At 68.2% G+C, this 17,818-nt stretch carries 16 protein-coding genes; 5 read left to right on the top strand and 11 right to left on the bottom strand.

Annotated elements, in window-relative coordinates; translation table 11 throughout:
- Positions 1-67: 67 nt before the first annotated feature.
- Positions 68-2,176 (bottom strand): excinuclease ABC subunit UvrB, encoded by a 2,109-nt coding sequence (gene uvrB, locus ASD66_RS10725; protein ID WP_056677185.1) that lies wholly within the window; start codon positions 2,174-2,176, stop codon positions 68-70.
- A gap of 106 nt (positions 2,177-2,282) precedes the next feature.
- On the opposite strand from uvrB, the gene ASD66_RS10720 reads away from it, so the two are divergent.
- The 3 genes from ASD66_RS10720 to ASD66_RS10710 are packed head-to-tail and all read left to right on the top strand — an operon-like array spanning position 2,283 to position 5,054.
- The gene (locus tag ASD66_RS10720; protein WP_056677183.1) at positions 2,283-3,542 is read left to right on the top strand and encodes a phospholipase D-like domain-containing protein; all 1,260 of its coding nucleotides are present in this window, start codon (positions 2,283-2,285) and stop codon (positions 3,540-3,542) included.
- Positions 3,543-3,562: 20 nt separating this feature from the next.
- Positions 3,563-4,459, top strand: coding sequence for an SDR family oxidoreductase (locus ASD66_RS10715; protein ID WP_056890926.1), 897 nt, complete (start codon positions 3,563-3,565; stop codon positions 4,457-4,459).
- Between the two features lie 49 nt (positions 4,460-4,508).
- The gene (locus tag ASD66_RS10710) at positions 4,509-5,054 is read left to right on the top strand and encodes a carboxymuconolactone decarboxylase family protein (RefSeq protein WP_056890925.1); all 546 of its coding nucleotides are present in this window, start codon (positions 4,509-4,511) and stop codon (positions 5,052-5,054) included.
- Between the two features lie 98 nt (positions 5,055-5,152).
- On the opposite strand, the gene ASD66_RS10705 is transcribed toward ASD66_RS10710, so the two are convergent.
- The 9 genes from ASD66_RS10705 to ASD66_RS10665 form a co-directional block, all read right to left on the bottom strand.
- Positions 5,153-6,259, bottom strand: coding sequence for an MlaD family protein (locus ASD66_RS10705; protein WP_056890924.1), 1,107 nt, complete (start codon positions 6,257-6,259; stop codon positions 5,153-5,155).
- The gene (locus ASD66_RS10700; protein WP_056677171.1) at positions 6,256-7,260 is read right to left on the bottom strand and encodes an MCE family protein; all 1,005 of its coding nucleotides are present in this window, start codon (positions 7,258-7,260) and stop codon (positions 6,256-6,258) included. The genes ASD66_RS10705 and ASD66_RS10700 overlap by 4 nt, the downstream gene beginning before the upstream one ends.
- A complete protein-coding gene (locus tag ASD66_RS10695) occupies positions 7,257-8,330 on the bottom strand; it encodes an MCE family protein (RefSeq protein ID WP_156388637.1) in 1,074 nt (357 codons plus the stop codon). Before ASD66_RS10695 ends, ASD66_RS10700 begins: the two co-directional genes overlap by 4 nt.
- A complete protein-coding gene (locus ASD66_RS10690) occupies positions 8,330-9,307 on the bottom strand; it encodes an MCE family protein (protein WP_056890922.1) in 978 nt (325 codons plus the stop codon). The genes ASD66_RS10695 and ASD66_RS10690 overlap by 1 nt, the downstream gene beginning before the upstream one ends.
- Positions 9,304-10,311, bottom strand: coding sequence for an MlaD family protein (locus tag ASD66_RS10685; RefSeq protein ID WP_056890921.1), 1,008 nt, complete (start codon positions 10,309-10,311; stop codon positions 9,304-9,306). Before ASD66_RS10685 ends, ASD66_RS10690 begins: the two co-directional genes overlap by 4 nt.
- 11 nt (positions 10,312-10,322) lie before the next feature.
- Positions 10,323-11,348, bottom strand: coding sequence for an MCE family protein (locus tag ASD66_RS10680; RefSeq protein ID WP_082599442.1), 1,026 nt, complete (start codon positions 11,346-11,348; stop codon positions 10,323-10,325).
- Positions 11,348-12,154 (bottom strand): ABC transporter permease, encoded by an 807-nt coding sequence (locus tag ASD66_RS10675; protein WP_082599441.1) that lies wholly within the window; start codon positions 12,152-12,154, stop codon positions 11,348-11,350. The genes ASD66_RS10680 and ASD66_RS10675 overlap by 1 nt, the downstream gene beginning before the upstream one ends.
- Positions 12,155-12,164: 10 nt before the next feature.
- On the bottom strand, positions 12,165-13,010 hold the full coding sequence (locus tag ASD66_RS10670; protein ID WP_056677160.1) for an MlaE family ABC transporter permease: 846 nt from the start codon (positions 13,008-13,010) through the stop codon (positions 12,165-12,167).
- Positions 13,011-13,121: 111 nt separating this feature from the next.
- Positions 13,122-14,027: a DNA-3-methyladenine glycosylase family protein gene (locus tag ASD66_RS10665; RefSeq protein WP_056677159.1), complete on the bottom strand. Its 906-nt coding sequence runs from the start codon at positions 14,025-14,027 to the stop codon at positions 13,122-13,124.
- 113 nt (positions 14,028-14,140) lie between these two features.
- Between ASD66_RS10665 and ASD66_RS10660 the strand changes: the two genes are divergently transcribed.
- Positions 14,141-14,836 (top strand): TetR/AcrR family transcriptional regulator, encoded by a 696-nt coding sequence (locus ASD66_RS10660; RefSeq protein WP_056677157.1) that lies wholly within the window; start codon positions 14,141-14,143, stop codon positions 14,834-14,836.
- A gap of 189 nt (positions 14,837-15,025) precedes the next feature.
- Here the strand turns inward: ASD66_RS10660 and ASD66_RS10655 are convergent, their stop codons facing one another.
- A complete protein-coding gene (locus ASD66_RS10655; protein WP_056677153.1) occupies positions 15,026-16,309 on the bottom strand; it encodes an acetyl-CoA C-acetyltransferase in 1,284 nt (427 codons plus the stop codon).
- A 179-nt stretch (positions 16,310-16,488) separates the two neighbouring features.
- On the opposite strand from ASD66_RS10655, the gene ASD66_RS10650 reads away from it, so the two are divergent.
- Positions 16,489-17,817: a 3-oxoacyl-ACP reductase gene (locus tag ASD66_RS10650; protein ID WP_056890919.1), complete on the top strand. Its 1,329-nt coding sequence runs from the start codon at positions 16,489-16,491 to the stop codon at positions 17,815-17,817.
- Position 17,818 lies beyond the last annotated feature (1 nt).

The raw sequence follows: 17,818 nt of genomic DNA, 5'->3' as shown, positions 1-17,818 counted from the left end.
AGGAGCGAAGCTGGCCCGGGGTTGGCCTGCGAGCGACGAGAACGCCGCCAGCGCGCGTGCCAGGCATTCATCGCGTCGCCTCGATCATCTGGCGCAGCTCTTTCTTGAGCCCGGAGATCTCGTCACGCAGCCGGGCCGCGACCTCGAACTGCAGCTCGGCCGCGGCGTTGTGCATCTGGTCGGTCAGCTCCTGGATCAGCTCGGCCAGCTCGGCACTGGGCAGTCCCGCCGCATCGGGGGTGCGCTGGTCGCCGTGCAGCCTGGACAGCGCCGGGACCGGCGCCTTCTTCTGCTTCGGGTCCATGTGCTGCCAGGTCTTGAGCAGCTCCTCGGTCGACTCGTCCTCACGGGCCAGCATGTCGGTGATGTCGGCGATCTTCTTGCGCAGCGGCTGGGGGTCGAGCCCGCGCTCGGTGTTGTAGGCGACCTGCTTGGCGCGGCGCCGGTTGGTCTCGTCGATCGCCCGCTCCATGGAGTCGGTGATCTTGTCGGCGTACATGAACACCTGGCCGGACACGTTGCGGGCCGCGCGACCGATGGTCTGGATCAGCGACTTGTCGGAGCGCAGGAAGCCCTCCTTGTCGGCGTCGAGGATCGCCACCAGCGACACCTCGGGCAGGTCGAGGCCCTCGCGCAGCAGGTTGATGCCGACGAGGACGTCGTACTCGCCGAGACGCAGCTCGCGGAGCAGCTCGATGCGACGCAGGGTGTCGACCTCGCTGTGCAGGTAGCGGGTGCGGATGCCCGCGTCGAGCAGGTAGTCGGTGAGGTCCTCGGACATCTTCTTGGTCAGCGTCGTGACCAGGACCCGCTCGTTCTTCTCCGTGCGCTCGCGGATCTCGTGGATCAGGTCGTCGATCTGGCCCTTGGTCGGCTTGACGATCACTTCGGGGTCGATCAGGCCGGTCGGGCGGATGATCTGCTCGACGACGTCGCCCTGCACCTTGTCGAGCTCGTAGTTGCCCGGGGTGGCGGAGAGATAGATGGTCTGGCCGATGCGCTCGAGGAACTCCTCCCACTTCAGGGGGCGGTTGTCCATGGCGCTGGGCAGCCGGAAGCCGTGCTCGACCAGGTTGCGCTTGCGCGACATGTCGCCTTCGTACATGCCGCCGATCTGGGGCACCGCCACGTGGGACTCGTCGACCACGAGCATGAAGTCCTCGGGGAAGTAGTCGAGCAGGCAGTTGGGGGCCGTGCCACGGGCGCGGCCGTCGATGTGCATCGAGTAGTTCTCGATGCCGGAGCACGACCCGACCTGCCGCATCATCTCCACGTCGTACGTCGTGCGCATGCGCAGCCGCTGCGCCTCGAGCAGCTTGCCCTGGCGCTCGAAGGTGGCCAGCTGCTCCTCGAGCTCGGCCTCGATGCCGTTGATCGCCCGCTCCATGCGCTCGGGGCCGGCCACGTAGTGGGTCGCCGGGAACACGTAGAGCTCCTGGTCGTCGGTGATCACCTCACCGGTCACCGGGTGCAGCGTCATCAGCCGCTCGATCTCGTCGCCGAAGAACTCCACCCGGACCGCGTGCTCCTCGTAGACCGGGAAGATCTCGAGGGTGTCGCCGCGCACCCGGAACGTGCCGCGGGTGAAGGCCAGGTCGTTGCGGGTGTACTGGATCGAGACCAGCTGGCGCAGGATCGAGTCGCGGTCGTGCTCCTCCCCCACGCGCAGCCTCAGCATGCGGTCGACGTACTCCTGCGGGGTGCCGAGACCGTAGATGCAGGAGACCGTCGACACCACGATCACGTCACGACGGGTCAGCAGCGAGTTCGTCGCCGAGTGGCGCAGTCGCTCGACCTCCTCGTTGATCGAGGAGTCCTTCTCGATGTAGGTGTCGGTCTGCGGGACGTAGGCCTCGGGCTGGTAGTAGTCGTAGTAGCTGACGAAGTACTCGACGGCGTTGTTGGGGAACAGGCCGCGCAGCTCGTTGGCGAACTGGGCGGCCAGGGTCTTGTTGGGCTGGAGCACGAGCAGGGGTCGCTGGAGCTCCTCGGCCACCCACGCCACGGTCGCGGTCTTGCCGGTGCCGGTGGCGCCGAGCAGCACGATGTCGTCGACGCCGTCGCGCACCCGGGCGGAGATCTCCTTGATCGCCGCCGGCTGGTCGCCCGCCGGCTGGTAGTCGGAGATCACTTCGAACGGGGCCACCCGGCGCTCGAGATCGGTCACTGGTCGCATGACGGCAAGCCTAGACGGCGCCACCGACAACGCCAGCGGAGAACGAGTGGCACCCGGTCAGCGGGCCCTGCCTCCTCGTGTCGGTGATGTCCACTAGATTGACGCCGTGCCCCGAACAGACAGCAGCCGGGCCCGGCTCCTCACCCTCGTCCGGCGCACCCTGCTGTCGTTCTTCGGCGTCCAGGTGCTGCTGGCCATCGGGCTGACGCTGGTCGACTCCTACCGCCGGCGCAACAAGAAGCCCAAGCCGTTCCCGACCACGACCCCCGAGACCGTCGAGGTCGGCGACGGCACCGTCACGACGTACACCTTCGGCCAGGACCTGTACGACGACATGCTGGCCGCGATCGCCGGGGCCAAGCGGCAGATCCTCTTCGAGACCTACATCTGGAAGGGCGACGAGGTCGGCGAGCGGTTCAAGCAGGCGCTGACCGATGCCGCCGACCGTGGCGTCGACGTGCACATCATCTACGACGCGTTCGCCAACATCGTGGTCAAGCCGACGTTCAAGAAGTTCAGCCCGAGCCTGAAGGTGCTCCGCTTCCCGGTCTACAACGCCGGGCTGCGGTTCTTCGACCTACGCCACTACGGTCGTGACCACCGCAAGATCCTGGTGGTCGACGACGAGGTCGGGTTCGTCGGCGGCTACAACATCGGCACCCCCTACGCCACGGAGTGGCGCGACACGCACTGCCGGATCACCGGCCCCGGTGTCTGGGACCTCAAGCGTGCCTTCGCCGACTTCTGGAACCTCTACCGCCGCAAGCGCTTCCGCGCCAGCGAGCGGCCGCTGCTGCTCGAGACCGCCTCGCAGTGGGAGCCGCGCATCCGCTTCCAGCGCAACGTGCCCCGGCTGTGGATGTTCCCGATCCGCTCGATGTACCTCGAGGCGATCAACCGGGCAACCGGCAACATCTGGCTGACCCACGCCTACTTCATCCCCGACCAGGACTTCGTCGACGCATTGGCCGACGCCGCCCGCCGCGGCGTCGACGTACGCCTGCTGGTGCCGGCCAAGTCCAACCACATCGTGGCCGACTGGATCTCGCGCGGCTACTTCGGCCAGCTGATCGCCGCCGGGGTGCGCATCTTCCGGTTCAAGGACGCCATGGTGCACGCCAAGACGGCCACCATCGACGGCAGCTGGTCCACCATCGGCACGGCCAACATCGACCGGCTCAGCATGCAGGGCAACTACGAGATCAACGTCGAGATCATCGACCCCGGCATGGCCCACGCGATGGAGCAGATCTACGAGGTCGACCTGTCCAACAGTGCCGAGCTGACCCGCGACGAGTGGGAGTCCCGTGACATCTACCGTCGCTTCACCGAGGCGGTGCTGGCGCCGCTACGGCCCCTGCTCTGACCCCCACGACCAGGAGACACATGTTCCGCAACCCCTTCAGACCGCCCTTCAGGGACCTGTCCGGCCGGAAGGTCTTCATCACCGGGGCGGCGAGCGGGATCGGTCGTTCCTGCGCCGTCCTCGCGGCCGCCGAGGGCGCCTCGGTGTTCCTCACCGATCGCAACGCCGAGTTGCTCGAGGCAACGGCCGCGGAGATCCGGGCCGGCGGAGGTTCGGTCCCGTTCGTCGAGGCGGCCGACATCAGCGACTACCCGGCGGTCAAGGCGCTGGCAGCCCGCCTGACCGAGGAGCACGGCGCGATGGACGTCGTGATGAACGTCGCGGGCATCTCGTCGTGGGGCACCGTCCAGTCCCTCGAGCACGAGCAGTGGCGCAAGCTGGTCGACATCAACCTGATGGGGCCCATCCACGTCATCGAGTCGCTCGTCCCTCCGATGATCGAGGCCGGGAGGCCGGGCCACCTGGTCAACGTCTCCTCCGCCGCCGGCATCATCGGCATGCCCTGGCACGCGGCGTACTCGGCCAGCAAGTTCGGCCTCCGCGGCGTGTCCGAGGTGCTCCGCTTCGACCTGCGCCGGCACCGCATCGGGGTCAGCCTGGTCTGCCCCGGCGGGGTGGCGACGCCGTTGACCCAGACCGTCGAGATCGCCGGGGTCGACCATTCCTCCCCCGCCTTCGAGAAGCTGCACGCCCGGTTCCGCAAGCGCGCCGCCACGCCTGACCAGGCAGCGGCGGCGATCCTCGACGGCGTACGCCGCAACAAGTACTGGGTCTACACCTCGAACGACATCCGGCTGATCCACGCGCTGCAGCGACACTGCTCCCCGGCGTACGTCGTCGCGATGCGGGTGATGAACCACGGCGCCAACCGGGCCCTGCCCGCAGTGGGTCGCGCCCGCCGTTCGGACGCCACATGAGCACCCCAGACAAATCCTCGCTGCGCTGCGGCAAGCCCAGGGACCCCGCGTGAGCCCCACACCTCGCCTCGGCCCGGGCGGCGTGCGCGAGGTCGGACCCGCCATCTGGGCGTTCTCACGGCTGGCCGGCCGGGTCTCGGGCACCGAACCGCCGGCGGTGTTCCTCACCCTGGGCCGCAACCGGCGGCTCTTCTGGGGCTGGCTGCACTTCGCCGGGCGCCTGATGCCCGGCGGACGGCTGGCCCGCCGCGAGACCGAGCTGGTGATCCTGCGCGTGGCCGCGACCGCGCACTCCGACTACGAGTGGGCGCAGCACGAGGGCATGGGCCGCAAGGCCGGTCTCACCACGCCGGAGATCGAGGGCCTGGCCGGACGCGCGGAGCACGACTGGTCCGCGCGCGACACGATGCTGCTCGACGCGACCGACGAGCTGCTGCGCGACGCCGACCTGTCGGACGCCACCTGGCACCGGGTGCGCGAGCACCTCGACGAGCGCACGTCGGTCGAGCTGCTCATGCTGGTCGGCCACTACCGGATGCTGGCCACCACCCTGCAGGCCCTGCGCGTGCAACCCGACCGCCGCCGCACCCGCTGACCTGTCGCCAGTTCGCGTCGAGCCGTCGCCAGTTTCGTTCAGTGAGCGAAACTGGCGACAGGTCGATCAGAATTCACGACGGGTCGACGTAGGAGAGGTCAGCGGGTCAACGGTGCGGGCGCGTGGTTGGCACCGCGCCACGGAGCAGACCCGGTGCAGTGCCCGTTCAGGTAGAGGTCGCGCCCACCGGTGCCCTCCGTGGGACTGCCACGATCGGTGCCGTAGTTGCAGTAGGGCTGCGTCTTCTGGAGGCTCGCCGTCACGTTCATGTAGCCGTTGTACATGACACTGGCGAAGCGCCCGAGGCCGTACGGCGTCATCGACAGCGTCGCCTGCAGATGGGGTCCACGCAGGGCGAGGAACTTGGTCAGCGGGTTGACGTTCTTCAACAGGCCGGGCAGGCGGTGGTCGACGCCGTCGATCAGCACCATCACGTCGGCCAGGTCGCCCGGCATCCGCGACAGGATCGCGCGCACGTCGGGGTTCCACTGCACGAACCAGGTGCCGACCGTGGCCGCCGAGGCCGCCCAGTCGACCAGGAGCTGCCGGTTGTCGGCGAAGATCTTCAGCGTCGTGCGCCCCTGGGTCAGCACGCGTTCGGCGGTGGGCCACGTCGTGTCGACCGTGTCGAGCAGGGTCTCGGTGTTCGCGAGCAGCTTCCGCAGGTCGTCACCACTGCCTGCGAAGGCGGTGTTGACCTCTCGGAGCACGGTGCGGACCTTGTCGGGGTCGACCTGGCGCATCGCGGCCTGCAGTCCGCTGACCATCTTCGCCAGCGACACCGGAAGGTCATCGGCGGTCGCGGAGACCCGGTCGCCGTCGGCGAGGTAGGGACCGCCGGTCCCGTTCGGCCGGAAGTCGATGTACTGCTCCCCCACGGGTGAGAGCGAACGCACCTTGGCCACGACGTCCGCGGGGATCTCGACACCGGACTTGAGGTCGACGGTGACCTTCACCCCGGAGCCGTCGAGCTCGATCTTCTTGACCTCGCCGACCTCGACTCCGCGGTAGCTCGCGGAGGATCCCTCGAACAGGCCGCCGGTGCGCGGCATGGTGACCGTGATCTCTGCCTTCTGCTTGCCGATCGGCGCCTGGAGGATCCACGCGAAAAGGAGCACGAGGCAGGCCACGAGCACGCCGGCCAGCACGGCGGCACCGAAGATCAGCTTGCCGAGGGACGCCTTGGCAGCAGCCTTGTTCTTCACGGGGTGGCCTCCTGCGTCGTGGCCGTGCGAGCACCCGGGAGAGGCATGCCGAAGCCGGTGCTGAGCCGCAGCTCGAGGGAGAGGTTGAGGTACTCGGTCGGCACGGCCCGGTCGATCAGGGCGGCGAGGTTGGTGGCCTTGACCAGCATCGACTTCGCCTGCGCCTTGTTGTCCTGCAGGGTGTCGAGAATGGGGCCGAGCTCGGCCGCGGAGACACTGATGTCGCCCTTGGTGGCGGTGACCAGGCCGTCGACGTTCTTGCTCATCCCCTCGAGCTCCTGGAGCAGCGCGGTGATCTTGCCGCTGTTGCGGCGGACCACCTTCGCCACCGGTCCGGCCAGCTTGATCGCCCGGTTGATCTGGTCCTCTCGCGCGTTCAGCAGCTTCGACGTACGGGCCAGGGCGTTGAGGAACAGGTCGATGTCGGCCTTGCTGTCGTTGAGCGTGCCGACCAGCGACTCGGTGTTGTTGATGAAGTCGCGCACGGTGCCGGTGCGGCCGTCGAGCGCGGTGTTGACCTCGTTGATGATCGTCTTGATCTGACTCAGGCTGCCGCCGTTGATCAGGAGCGACGCGGCGGCCAGGCCGTCCTCGACGGTCGGCGCCGAGCGGGTCTGGTCGATGCCGACCTTGGCCCCGTCGGTGAGCAGCGTGCGGCTCTTGCCCCGGATCACCTCGACGAAGAGCTCACCGAGGGCGGTGGTCGGGCGCAAGCGGAAGGTGGTGTCGCGGGGCAGCTTGGTCTTGCCGTCCATGTTCAGCGTGACCCGGGCCTGGAAGTCGGCCGTGGCGACCTCCTCGACTCGTCCCACGGTGGCACCGTCGATCTTGACCGCAGCACCGTTGGCAAGGTTGAGCGCGTCGGGGAACGACACCGTGACGTCGTAGGGATCCTCGACGCCGGTGCCGACGGGGATGTTCTCCGCGTTCAGTGCGGAGCACCCGGTGCTGACCAGCAGCGTGGCGACCAGCAGTCCGAGGATTCGCAGCAGGCCGGTCATGGTTTCCTCCCCCCGCCGAGCAGGATGTCGATCACGGAACCCAGGTCCTGGGCGCCGGACAGGGCCTCGCACAGTGGACCCGGGATCAGGCCACAGAGTGCGTGCACGACCTCGGTGCCCGGGAGCAGCAGCTCGACGGGAAGCCGGATGTCGAGCCGCTTCTGGTCGTTGATCGCGCGGCCGAGGTTCTCCATCGCCACCGGCATGACCTCGAGCAGCTCGCTGAGGGAGCCCTTGTGCTTGAGGATGCGCTGCGAGAGGTCCTCGATGTTCAGCACCGCCGTGCGCATGTCGCCCTTGTGGTGCTTGACGAAGACGGCGAGCAGGCTGATCGTCTCGCTGAGGCTGTCGACCGCGGTCTGCAGGTTGATCCGCTCGTCGCGGACGAGGTTGGTGCCGGCCGAGACGTTGTTGATGAAGCGGCGGGCCAGCTTGTCGTTCTTGGCGATCGCCGCCGTGAGGGTGTCGAGGTTGCCCAAAGTGGTGGCGAAGGCGTCGCTGTGCTCGGCGAAGGCCCCGGTGCCGTTGACCAGGTTGGTGATCGTGCGGCGGATCTGCTTGCCGTTGCCGTCGAGGGTGTTGGCCGTCTTGTCGAGCAGCCGCTTGAGCGGCTTGGCGTTCTTGCCCTTGCCGTTCAGGCCCTCCGCCAGGACGTCGATGGAGTCGAGCAGCTCGTCCCACTCGACGGGGGTGCGGGTCTGCTCCTGGTCGATGGTGGCGCCGGTCTTCATCACCGGTCCGGAGTTGTACGCCGGGGTGAGCTCGACGTACCGGTCGGTGGCCATCGACCTTGAAACGATGACGGCGCCCGCGTCGGCCGGGATCTTGACGTCGGGGTCGAGCTCGAGGGTGACGTCGACCCGGTCACCGTGGGGCTCGATCTTGGTGACCTCTCCGACCGGGACGCCGAGGACGCCCACGTCGTTGCCGACGAAGAGCCCCGCGCTGTTGGTGAGCTGGACCGTGATCGTGGTCTTGTCCTTGCCGAAAGGTCCACAGCCGGTGAGCCCCACCGTGAGGGCGAGCAGCATGGCCAGCAGCCGCAGGGAGCGTCCGAGAGATGCCTGCATCAGCTGCACTTCCCTTCGATGCGGCACCGGATGGTGTCCGGCGTGGCACCGGGCATGTACTGGTCGAGCCAGGACCCCGAGCCGGTGCTGTTGGCGAAGTAGCGCGCCGTCGGTCCGAGCAGGTCGGCGACCTGGCCCAGCTTCTCGTGGTTCCTGGTGAGCAGCTGGATGGTGTTGTTCAGGTTGTCGAGCATCGGCCCGATCTCGTCGCGGTTCTCCTTCATCAGGCTGCTCAGCTGCGTGCCGATCGCCCGGAGGTCGACGAGCAGGTTGTGGATCGCCTGCCGCCTGGAGACCAGCTCGGTCAGCAGCACGTTGGCCTGCTTCATCAGCACCGTGATGTCGTCACTGCTGTTGGCCAGCTGCTCGCTGAACGTGCTCGTCGACTCGAGCAGCGTGCCGAGGTCGTCGGAGCGGTTGGCGAACATCTCGGAGAGGTCGGAGATGCCGCGCAGCGCAGGCAGGAACTCCTCGCTCGACTGGTCCATCGTCCTGGCCACCGTGTTGAGCGCCGTCCGGATGGTGTCGACGTCCAGCTTCTGGGAGAGGTCGCCGGTCTGGTTGATGACGTCCTGGAGGTTGAACGGCACGTGGGTCTGGGACAGCGGGATGTGCTCGTGGGAGAGCTCGCCCTTGCCGGACGGTGACAGCAGCAGGAAGTGCGTGCCGAGCAGGGTGGCCACCTTCACCTCGGCGGTGGTCGCCTTTCCGAGCTCGATGTCCTTGTCGACGGTGAACTCGATCTGGACGTGTTGCCCGTCGAGCTCGATCTTGCGGATCTCACCGACGCCGACTCCGGCCACCTGGACCTCTTCACCGACGCGCAGGCCGGCGGTGTGCTCGAGCTCGGCGGTGTAGGTGTTCGCGCCGAACGGGAAGATCGTGGTCGCCATGATCAGGGCGGCGAGGATCGCCAGGACCCCGGCGCCCATCAGGCCGATCCTGCGGTAGCTCTCGGGTGTCTTCGCGAAGTTCATCGGCAGGCCTCCGAGAACGGGCCGTTCTGGCCACCGACCCAGGTCGTGTTCTCACCCAGCAGCTTGATGCCGAACTTGCAGTTGTAGACCTGCAGGTTGGCGCCGTAGGACTGCGAACGCACGAAGGCGCCGACCAGCTGGGGCAGGGCGTCGAAGGCGTTCTCGATGACCGGCGTGCCCCTCGTGATGGTGGCGCCCAGGCGCCGAAGTGAACGGATGTCGGCCTCGATCGTCGGCCGCAGGTCGTTGACCAGGTCGGTCGTCGAGTCGAGGTTGGTGCCGATGTTGTCGAGGGCCCCGAAGAAGTTGCCACTGCCCTTGTTGAGCTCGGTCACCAGCTTGCGCAGCTCGACCAGGGCGGTGTCGAACTGGTCGGAGTTCGCGGCCAGGTTGTCGACCACCGGCGTGAGGTTCTCCACGACCTCGCCGAAGACCTGGTCCTTGTCGGCCAGGAAGGAGGTGAGCTCGCCGGTCTCGGCCAGGAGCGACTCGACGCTGCCGGACTCCCCCTGCAACACGGAGACGATGTTGGAGGCCAGGGTGTTCAGGTCCTTGGGCGAGAGCACGTTGAAGAGCGGTTCGAAGCCGTTGAGCAGCGCGGTGAGGTCGAAGCCGGGACGGGTGCGGTTGAGCCCGATCTCGTCGCCGTCCTTCAAAGGCGTGCCGGGCTGTGCACCGGGTGTCAGGGCGAGGTACTTCTGCCCGAGCAGGTTCTGGTAGCGCATGACCACGCGCGTGGTGTCGCTGACCTTCTGGCTGTCCTGCACGGTGAACTCGACCTTGGCGAGCGTGTTGTCCTTGACCGTCACGTTCTCGACGCGGCCGACCTTGACCCCGGAGATGCGTACGTCGTCACCGGCCCGCAGCCCGCTGACGTTCGTGAACGCCGCGTAGAGGGTCTTGGAGTCGCCGTTGACCTTGTTCGTCATCGTGTTGTAGAGCCCGACGAACAGCAGGATCGACACGAGGCCGAAGAGGCCGAACTTGATGGCAATCGTCTTCATCGCGGCCCTCCTCAGCAGCCCCGGCCACGGAGGCCGGCGTAGGTCGGGCAGTCACCGGGGCCGTAGCCGTCCTCGGGAGCGAGGCGGAGGTTGGCGTCGATGCGCATGAACGGGCCGTAGGAGAAGGCCTTGCCACCGTTGTCGGCCAGGGCGATCACCGCGGCGAAGAGCGCCGGGATGTCGCCGCGCCCGAGGAAGAGGGCGTGGAGGGTACGGCGGAGGTACGGCAGGCCGGTCTGCAACGCTTCCCGGTTGTTGGTCACCACGTGATCGACGGTCGTGCTGACGTCGGTCAGTCCGGCAAGCACTGACTGGAACTCCTTCTCCATGTCGACCAGGGTCTGACCGGCGGCCATCACGCCGTCGAGCGCCGTGAAGAGGTTCGGTGTGATGCGCGAGAACGTCGACATCACCACGGTGGCCAACCGGATGTCCTGGCGGATCAGCGGCATGTAGGGCTCGATGCGTGACACGGCACGGTTCGCGGTCTCGATCATGGTGCCGATGTTGTCGCCCTTGCCGTCGAGCGTGGAGGCGAAGGTCTCGAGCATGGTGGCCAGTTCGGCCGGGCCGAGGGCGTCGACGAGTGCCTGGGTCTCCTCGAGGAGGTCGCCCAGCTCGATCGTCTCGGCCGAGGCGTCCTGCTTCAGCGCGGCGTTGGCGGTGACGACACCCCTGGGTGCGGTGGGCCGCAGCAGCTCGACGTACGCCGCACCGAAGATGCTGACGGGGAGCACCCGGACGGTGGCGTTGCCCGGCACCTTCTTGGCCTGCTCGGGGTCGAACTGCATGCTGACCTCGACACCCCTGGGTGCGGGCTCGATCGCGTCGACCTTGCCGACCACGATGCCGTCGAGCTTGACCTCGGCGCCGATCTCGAGGGCGCCGCCGGCGGTGTCGAGCTGGGCAGTGGCCGGCACGGTCTCGTCGAACTTGCCGAATGCGTTGGCCAGGAGCAGGCCCACCGCGACGGCGAGTACGACGAGGAAGATGCCGCCGCGCAGGGCCTGGGTACGCACGGATGCCGGGGCGCTCATCAGCCCGCCACCCTGAAGCCGGGATCAGATCCCCAGAACACCAGCGTCAGGAGCATGTCGACCAGCACCACGACGACGATGCTGCAGCGGATGGCCCGGCCGGTCGCCTCACCGACACCCTGTGGTCCCGCGCTGGCCCGGAAGCCGAACCAGCAGTGGATCAGTGCGACCAGGGTGGCGAAGACGACGATCTTGACGATGGAGAGGAAGACGTCACGTCCGTCGATGAACGAGAAGAAGTAGTGCTCGTAGGTGCCCCGCGACTGGTTGAAGATCAGGACGACGGAGGCCTCCGAGGCGGCGTACGCACCCAGCAGGCCGATCAGGTAGAGCGGCAGGATCGCGAACATGCAGGCCAGCACCCGGGTGGTGACCAGGTAGCGCATCGGCTCCACGGCCATCACCTCGAGGGCGTCGATCTCCTCGGAGATGCGCATCGAACCGATCTGGGCGGTGAAGCGGCAGCCCACCTGGCCCCCGAGGGCGAGGGCGGCGACCAGCGGTGCGAGCTCGCGGGTGTTGACGCCGGCGCTGACGAACCCGGTGAGCGGCGCCAGACCCATGATCTCGAGGCCGTTGAAGCCCTCGATGCCGAGCGAGGTGCCCGCGGAGAGCGACAGCAGGATCATCACGCCGACGGTGCCGCCGCCGACGAGCAGGGCACCGGAGCCCCAGCTGATGTCGGCGAGCTGGCGGAGCACTTCCTTGTAGTAGCGCTGGAGTGTGAAGCGGGTTCCCCTGAACGTCGTCCAGGTGAACCAGATGAAGTCGCTGAACCGGGCGAGGGCGCTTTGCACTCCGGTCATCGTGCCCGCCTCACGCGATCCTGGCCGGGGCCAACATGACGTAGGCCTGGGTCAGCGCGACGTTGACCACGGCCAGTGAGATGACGCTGATGACGACGGCCTCGTTCACCGCATCGGCCACGCCCTTGGCGCCGCCACTGGCGGTGAGCCCCTTGTGACAGGCCACGATCGTGGCGATGAACCCGAAGATGAGGGCCTTGAAGCTGGCGAGGAAGAGGTCGGTCGGTTGCGCGAAGGAGACGAACGCGGCGATGTAGGTGCCCGAGCTGACCTGACCACCGCCGACGTTGAGGATGTAGCCGGTGATGATCGAGGTCGAGGCGACGATGATGTTGAGGAAGAAGGCGACCACGAGTGCGGCCACGACGCGGGGCGCGACGAGGCGCTGCACCGGGTTGATGCCCATGACCTTGAGCGCGTCGACCTCTTCGCGGATCGTGCGGGCACCGAGGTCGGAGGTGATCGCGGCACCGACCGCGCCGGCGATCATGATCGAGGTGACCAGGGGTGCGCCCTGGCGGAGCACGCCGATGCCGTTGACCGCGCCACTGAACGACTGGGCGCCGATCTGGGCCGCGACGCCGCCGACCTGGATCGAGACGATGATGCCGAACGGGATCGCCACCAGGATGGTCGGCAGCACCGACACCCTGGCCATGAACCAGGCCTGGAGGAGGAACTCCGACCACGAGAACTTCCGGCTGACGATGTCCACGGCGGCGCTGACCGACGCCTCGATGGCGAGCACGATCATCGCTCCGGCGGTCTCGATCCCCTTGCGGATTCGACCACCCAGGTCACTGGCGATTCGTGCCGGCAATGTGCCAGCCACCCAGCCACCCGCCTGCGAAGCCATGGATTCCCGCTCTCTGAAGTCACCGTTGTTGAACCAAACGCGTGGTGCGGCCACGAAGTTACGCCAAGGTGGACACGAGGTCTACTTGAGTCTCACTACTTGACAGCATGGCTATCCAGGTAAATGGGTGCGAGGAGCCATTCGCGGTCCACGTCGCGGTCGACGGATCGCGTCGAGCCCGAGAAGTGCCTGCACACGGTAGCGATGCCCGGGCCAGTTCTGAAGGATCTCGGCGAGCCCCGTGTCGTCGACGGGCTGACCGGTCAGGGCCCAGCCGACGTCCTTGGCCACGTGGTAGTCGCCGAAGCTCACCGCGTCGGGGTCGCCGTGCGCGCGCACCCGGGTCTCCGCACTGGTCCAGACGCCGACCCCCGGCAACGACCGCAGGCGACGGTCGGCCTCGGGATGGTCGACCCCAGTGGTGCGCTCCAGGGAGCCCGCCACACGCGCGGCGCCGACGAGGGTGCGGGACCGGGCACCGTCGATACGCATGGCCAGCCACTCCCACGACGGCACGGTGGTCAGGGTTGCCGCGTCGGGCTGCACCCAGAGGTCGGGGTGCGGGCCGGGCGCACGCTCGCCGTACCGCCGTACGAGTCGCCGGAACCCGAGGAAGGCCTCCTGGCCGGTGACCTTCTGCTCGATGACGGCCGGCACCAACGCCTCGAGCACCAGTCCCGTGCGGCCGATGCGCCAGTGCGGGTGGTTGCGCCACGCTTGCTCCACGACGGGATGGCGTGCCTCGAAGCCGGTCCAGTCGTCGTCGGCGCCGAGCATCGCGGGCAGGCGCTCCAGGAGCCAGCCGGCGCCGGGCCCCCACGCCGTGGCCTCGACCTCACCGGCCGCGGCACGTGTGACGACGCGGAGCGCGCCGACACCTTCCGGCGTACGGATGCCGCGCCAGTGCGAGCCGTCGTCGTCGACGCGGTACGTCGGATCGCCCGGGCCGCGCCGGTTGGCACCGAGGATCTGCCCGACCGGGCACGGCCAGTCGGGCCGCCAGAGACGTTGCTGCACGGGCTCAACGTATCGCGCGGTCCCGACACCGACGGCGTACGCCGACCGACGAAACGAGACATCCGTCAACAGAGTGTGCGACAGGGAGTTACACCTACGTCTAGACTCATCCCATGAGCGACGGAAAGACCAAGCAGGCCGAGCCACGACGTACGGCGGCGGCAACCCGACGGCGCCGTCGCGAGGCGGAGATCCTGGCCGCCACCCGAGCGCTGTTCGACGAGCGCGGCGTCCGCGACGTGCACATCGACGAGATCGCCAAGACCGTCGGCACCAACCGGGCCATCCTCTACCGCCACTTCTCCGGCAAGGAGGAGCTCTTCGCGCTGACCCTGGTCGGCTACCTCGACGAGCTGCGTGACCGGATGCAGGCGGTGATGGACGCCGGCGGCACCCCGCGTGACCGCCTCGTGGCCCTGGTCGAGGCGTTCGTCGACTACGGCATCGAGTACCCCGCGTTCGTCGACTGCGCGCAGGCGCTGATGCGCCGCCCCGGCCCCGAGCTCCTCGACGAGATCAGCGAGTCGGCCCTGTTCCGGCTCGGGCGCGGCATCGCGGCGTGCCTGGCCATGCTCAGCTCGACCCTCGACGAGGGCGTCGCCGAGGGCACCTTCGCGGTCGAGGACACCAGCCTGCTGGCCAACCACATGTACGCGACCGGCTTCGGCGCCCTCCAGCTGGCCCGCGTGGGCATGCTGATCAAGGAACTGGCCCCCGGCATCCCCACCATCGCGCCGATCTCGGTCGTGCAGGTGCGCCAGTACCTCGTCGACACCAGCCTGGCACTGGCCGGCTGCCCCACTCGCTGACCCGTCGCCAGTTCCGGTCGACCCGTCGCCAGTTCCGGTCGACCCGTCGCCAGTTCCGGTCGACCCGTCGCCAGTTCGGGTCGGCCCTCCGAACAAACGACGGGTCACCTCGAACTAACGACGGGTCGATGACAACGGGCGCCGACCTCCGAGGAGGTCGGCGCCCGTTGCGCGTGACGAGTGGTGCGATCAGGGGCGCTCGAGGATCGCCACGACGCCCTGACCGCCCGCGGCGCAGATCGAGATCAGGCCGCGGCCCGAGCCCTTCTGGGCCAGGAGCTTGGCCAACACGGGCACGATGCGACCACCGGTCGCGGCGAACGGGTGCGCCGCCGCCAGCGAGGAGCCGTTGACGTTGAGCTTGCTGCGGTCGATGGCACCGAGGGGCTTGTCGCGACCGAGGCGCTCCTTGCAGAACACCGGGTCCTCCCAGGCCTTCAGCGTCGAGAGCACCTGGGCCGCGAAGGCCTCGTGGATCTCGTAGTAGTCGAAGTCCTGGAGGGTCAGGCCCTCACGCTCGAGCATGTCGGAGACGGCGTAAGCCGGCGCCATCAGCAGGCCCTCGTCGCCGCCGACGTAGTCGACCGCCGAGGTCTCGTAGGCGGTGATGTAGGCCAGCACCGGGAGGTCGTGCTCCTTGGCCCAGTCCTCCGAGGCCAGGAGCACGGCGGAGGCACCGTCGCTGAGCGGGGTCGAGTTGCCGGCGGTCATCGTGGCGGCCTCGCCCTTGCCGAACACCGGCTTGAGCTTGGCCAGCTTCTCGACCGTCGAGTCGGGGCGCATGTGGTTGTCGCGCTCGACACCGCGGAACGGGGTGACCAGGTCGTCCATGAAGCCTTCGTCCCAGGCCCGGGCGAGGTTCTGGTGCGAGGCGGCGGCCAGCTCGTCCTGGGCCTCGCGGGTGACGCCCCACTCGAGGGCGGTGATCGCCTGGTGGTCGCCCATCGACAGGCCCGTGCGCGGCTCGATGTTGGCCGGCGGCAGGATGCCGATGTCGCCGGGACGGATCGCGAGCAGCTTCTTGAGCTTGTCCTTGGTGTCGCGCTGCTGGTTGACCTGGATCAGCTTCTTGCGCAGCTTCTCGCTGATCGCGATCGGGGCGTCGGACGTGGTGTCCGAGCCGCCGGCGATGGCGGAGTCGATCTGGCCCAGGGCGATCAGGTTCGCCACGGTGATCACGGCCTGGAGGCCGGTGCCGCAGGCGATCTGCATGTCGACGGCCGGCGTACGGGCGCTGAGCTTGGAGCCGAGCACCACCTCGCGCACGAGGTTGAAGTCGCGCGAGTGCTTGATCACGGCGCCACCGACGACCATGCCGAGCTGCTCGCCCTCGAGGCCGAAGCGCTCGACCAGGCCGTCGACGGCCGCCGTCAGCATCTCCTGGTTGGAGGCCTCGGCGTAGACCGTGTTGGAGCGGGCGAAGGGGATGCGATTGCCACCGATGATGGCCACGCGGCGGGTCTTGGCCTGCATGTGTCTCTCCTGGTTTGGTTCGGGTGCCTTCATCCTTGCCTTTGCCGGCTCCGGAGGGAAAGCATTGAGTCGGAGATCACGAAAAGTGGACTCCGAGTTACACCTCTAGTTACATAGAATGACATCAGGCCCTTCCGCGGGCCGCCCCGACCCCAACGTCGACAAGGACAACACCACCCATGAGCGACCGCTACCAGTCCTTCACCAAGTCCGCCATCGGGAAGCTGCTGGTCAAGAACCTCGGCCTGCCCAACCCGGTCGAGCTCGACCGCTGGACCGAGGGTGCTCCCCTGGTCGACGGCACCGTCGTCGTCGGCGGCGCCGGCCGGCTGGCGCTGACCGAGGCGCTCGACCGCCTCGGCATCTCGAACACCGCGGAGTCGGCCGACGGCCAGAAGTACAAGGGCCTGGTCTTCGACGCCACCGGCCTGAAGTCCTCGGCCGACCTGATCGCACTGCAGCAGTTCTTCACGCCCCTGATGCGCAGCCTCGCGCCGTGCGCGCGCCTGGTCGTCCTCGGCACCACCCCCGAGCTGGTCGAGGGTGGGGAGAAGGTCGCCCAGCGCGCCCTCGAGGGCTTCACCCGCTCGCTCGGCAAGGAGGCCGGCAAGGGCTCGACCGGCCAGCTGGTCTACGTCGCCCCGGGCGCCGAGAAGGCCATCGACTCCACCCTGGCGTTCCTGCTCTCCCCCAAGTCGGCGTACGTCTCGGGCCAGGTCGTGCGCATCGGCACGCAGGGTGAGAAGAAGGCCGTCGCCATCAGCGACTGGGAGCGCCCGCTGGCCGGCAAGATCGCGATCGTCACCGGCGCCAGCCGCGGCATCGGCGAGCAGATCGCCCGCGTGCTGCACCGCGACGGCGCCACCGTGCTCGGCATCGACGTTCCCCAGGCGGCCAGCGAGCTGCAGGCCGTGATGAAGGAGCTCAACGGCGACAGCCTGACCCTCGACATCACGCACACCGACGCGCCGCAGCGCATCGCGCACTACGTGAAGGAGAACCACGGCGGCGTCGACGTCGTCGTGCACAACGCCGGCATCACCCGCGACAAGAAGCTCGCGAACATGGCCGAGGACCGCTGGTCGTCGGTCATCGCGGTGAACCTGACTGCTCCCGAGCTGATCACCCGCGCCCTGCTCGAGGCCGGCGCGATCAACAAGAACGGCCGCATCATCGGCGTCGCGTCGATCGCCGGCATCGCCGGCAACGTGGGCCAGACCAACTACGCCGCCTCCAAGGCCGGCGTGATCGGCTTCGTGGACTCCCTCGCCGGTGAGCTCAAGGACGGCATCACCATCAACGCGGTGGCTCCGGGCTTCATCATCACCGCGATGACCGCGGCGGTGCCCTTCGCCACCCGCGAGGTGGGCCAGCGGCTCAACGCCATGAGCCAGGGCGGCCTGCCGGTCGACGTGGCCGAGACCATCGCCTGGTACGCCAACCCCGCCTCCACCGCCGTCAACGGCAACGTGGTCCGGGTCTGCGGCCAGATGATGCTCGGTGCCTGAC

Origin of the sequence: Nocardioides sp. Root151, assembly GCF_001427925.1 — a bacterium.
Lineage (GTDB): Bacteria > Actinomycetota > Actinomycetes > Propionibacteriales > Nocardioidaceae > Nocardioides.
The sequence above is the reverse complement of the archived record's forward strand: the minus strand, read 5'-3'. Positions and strand labels throughout refer to the sequence as shown.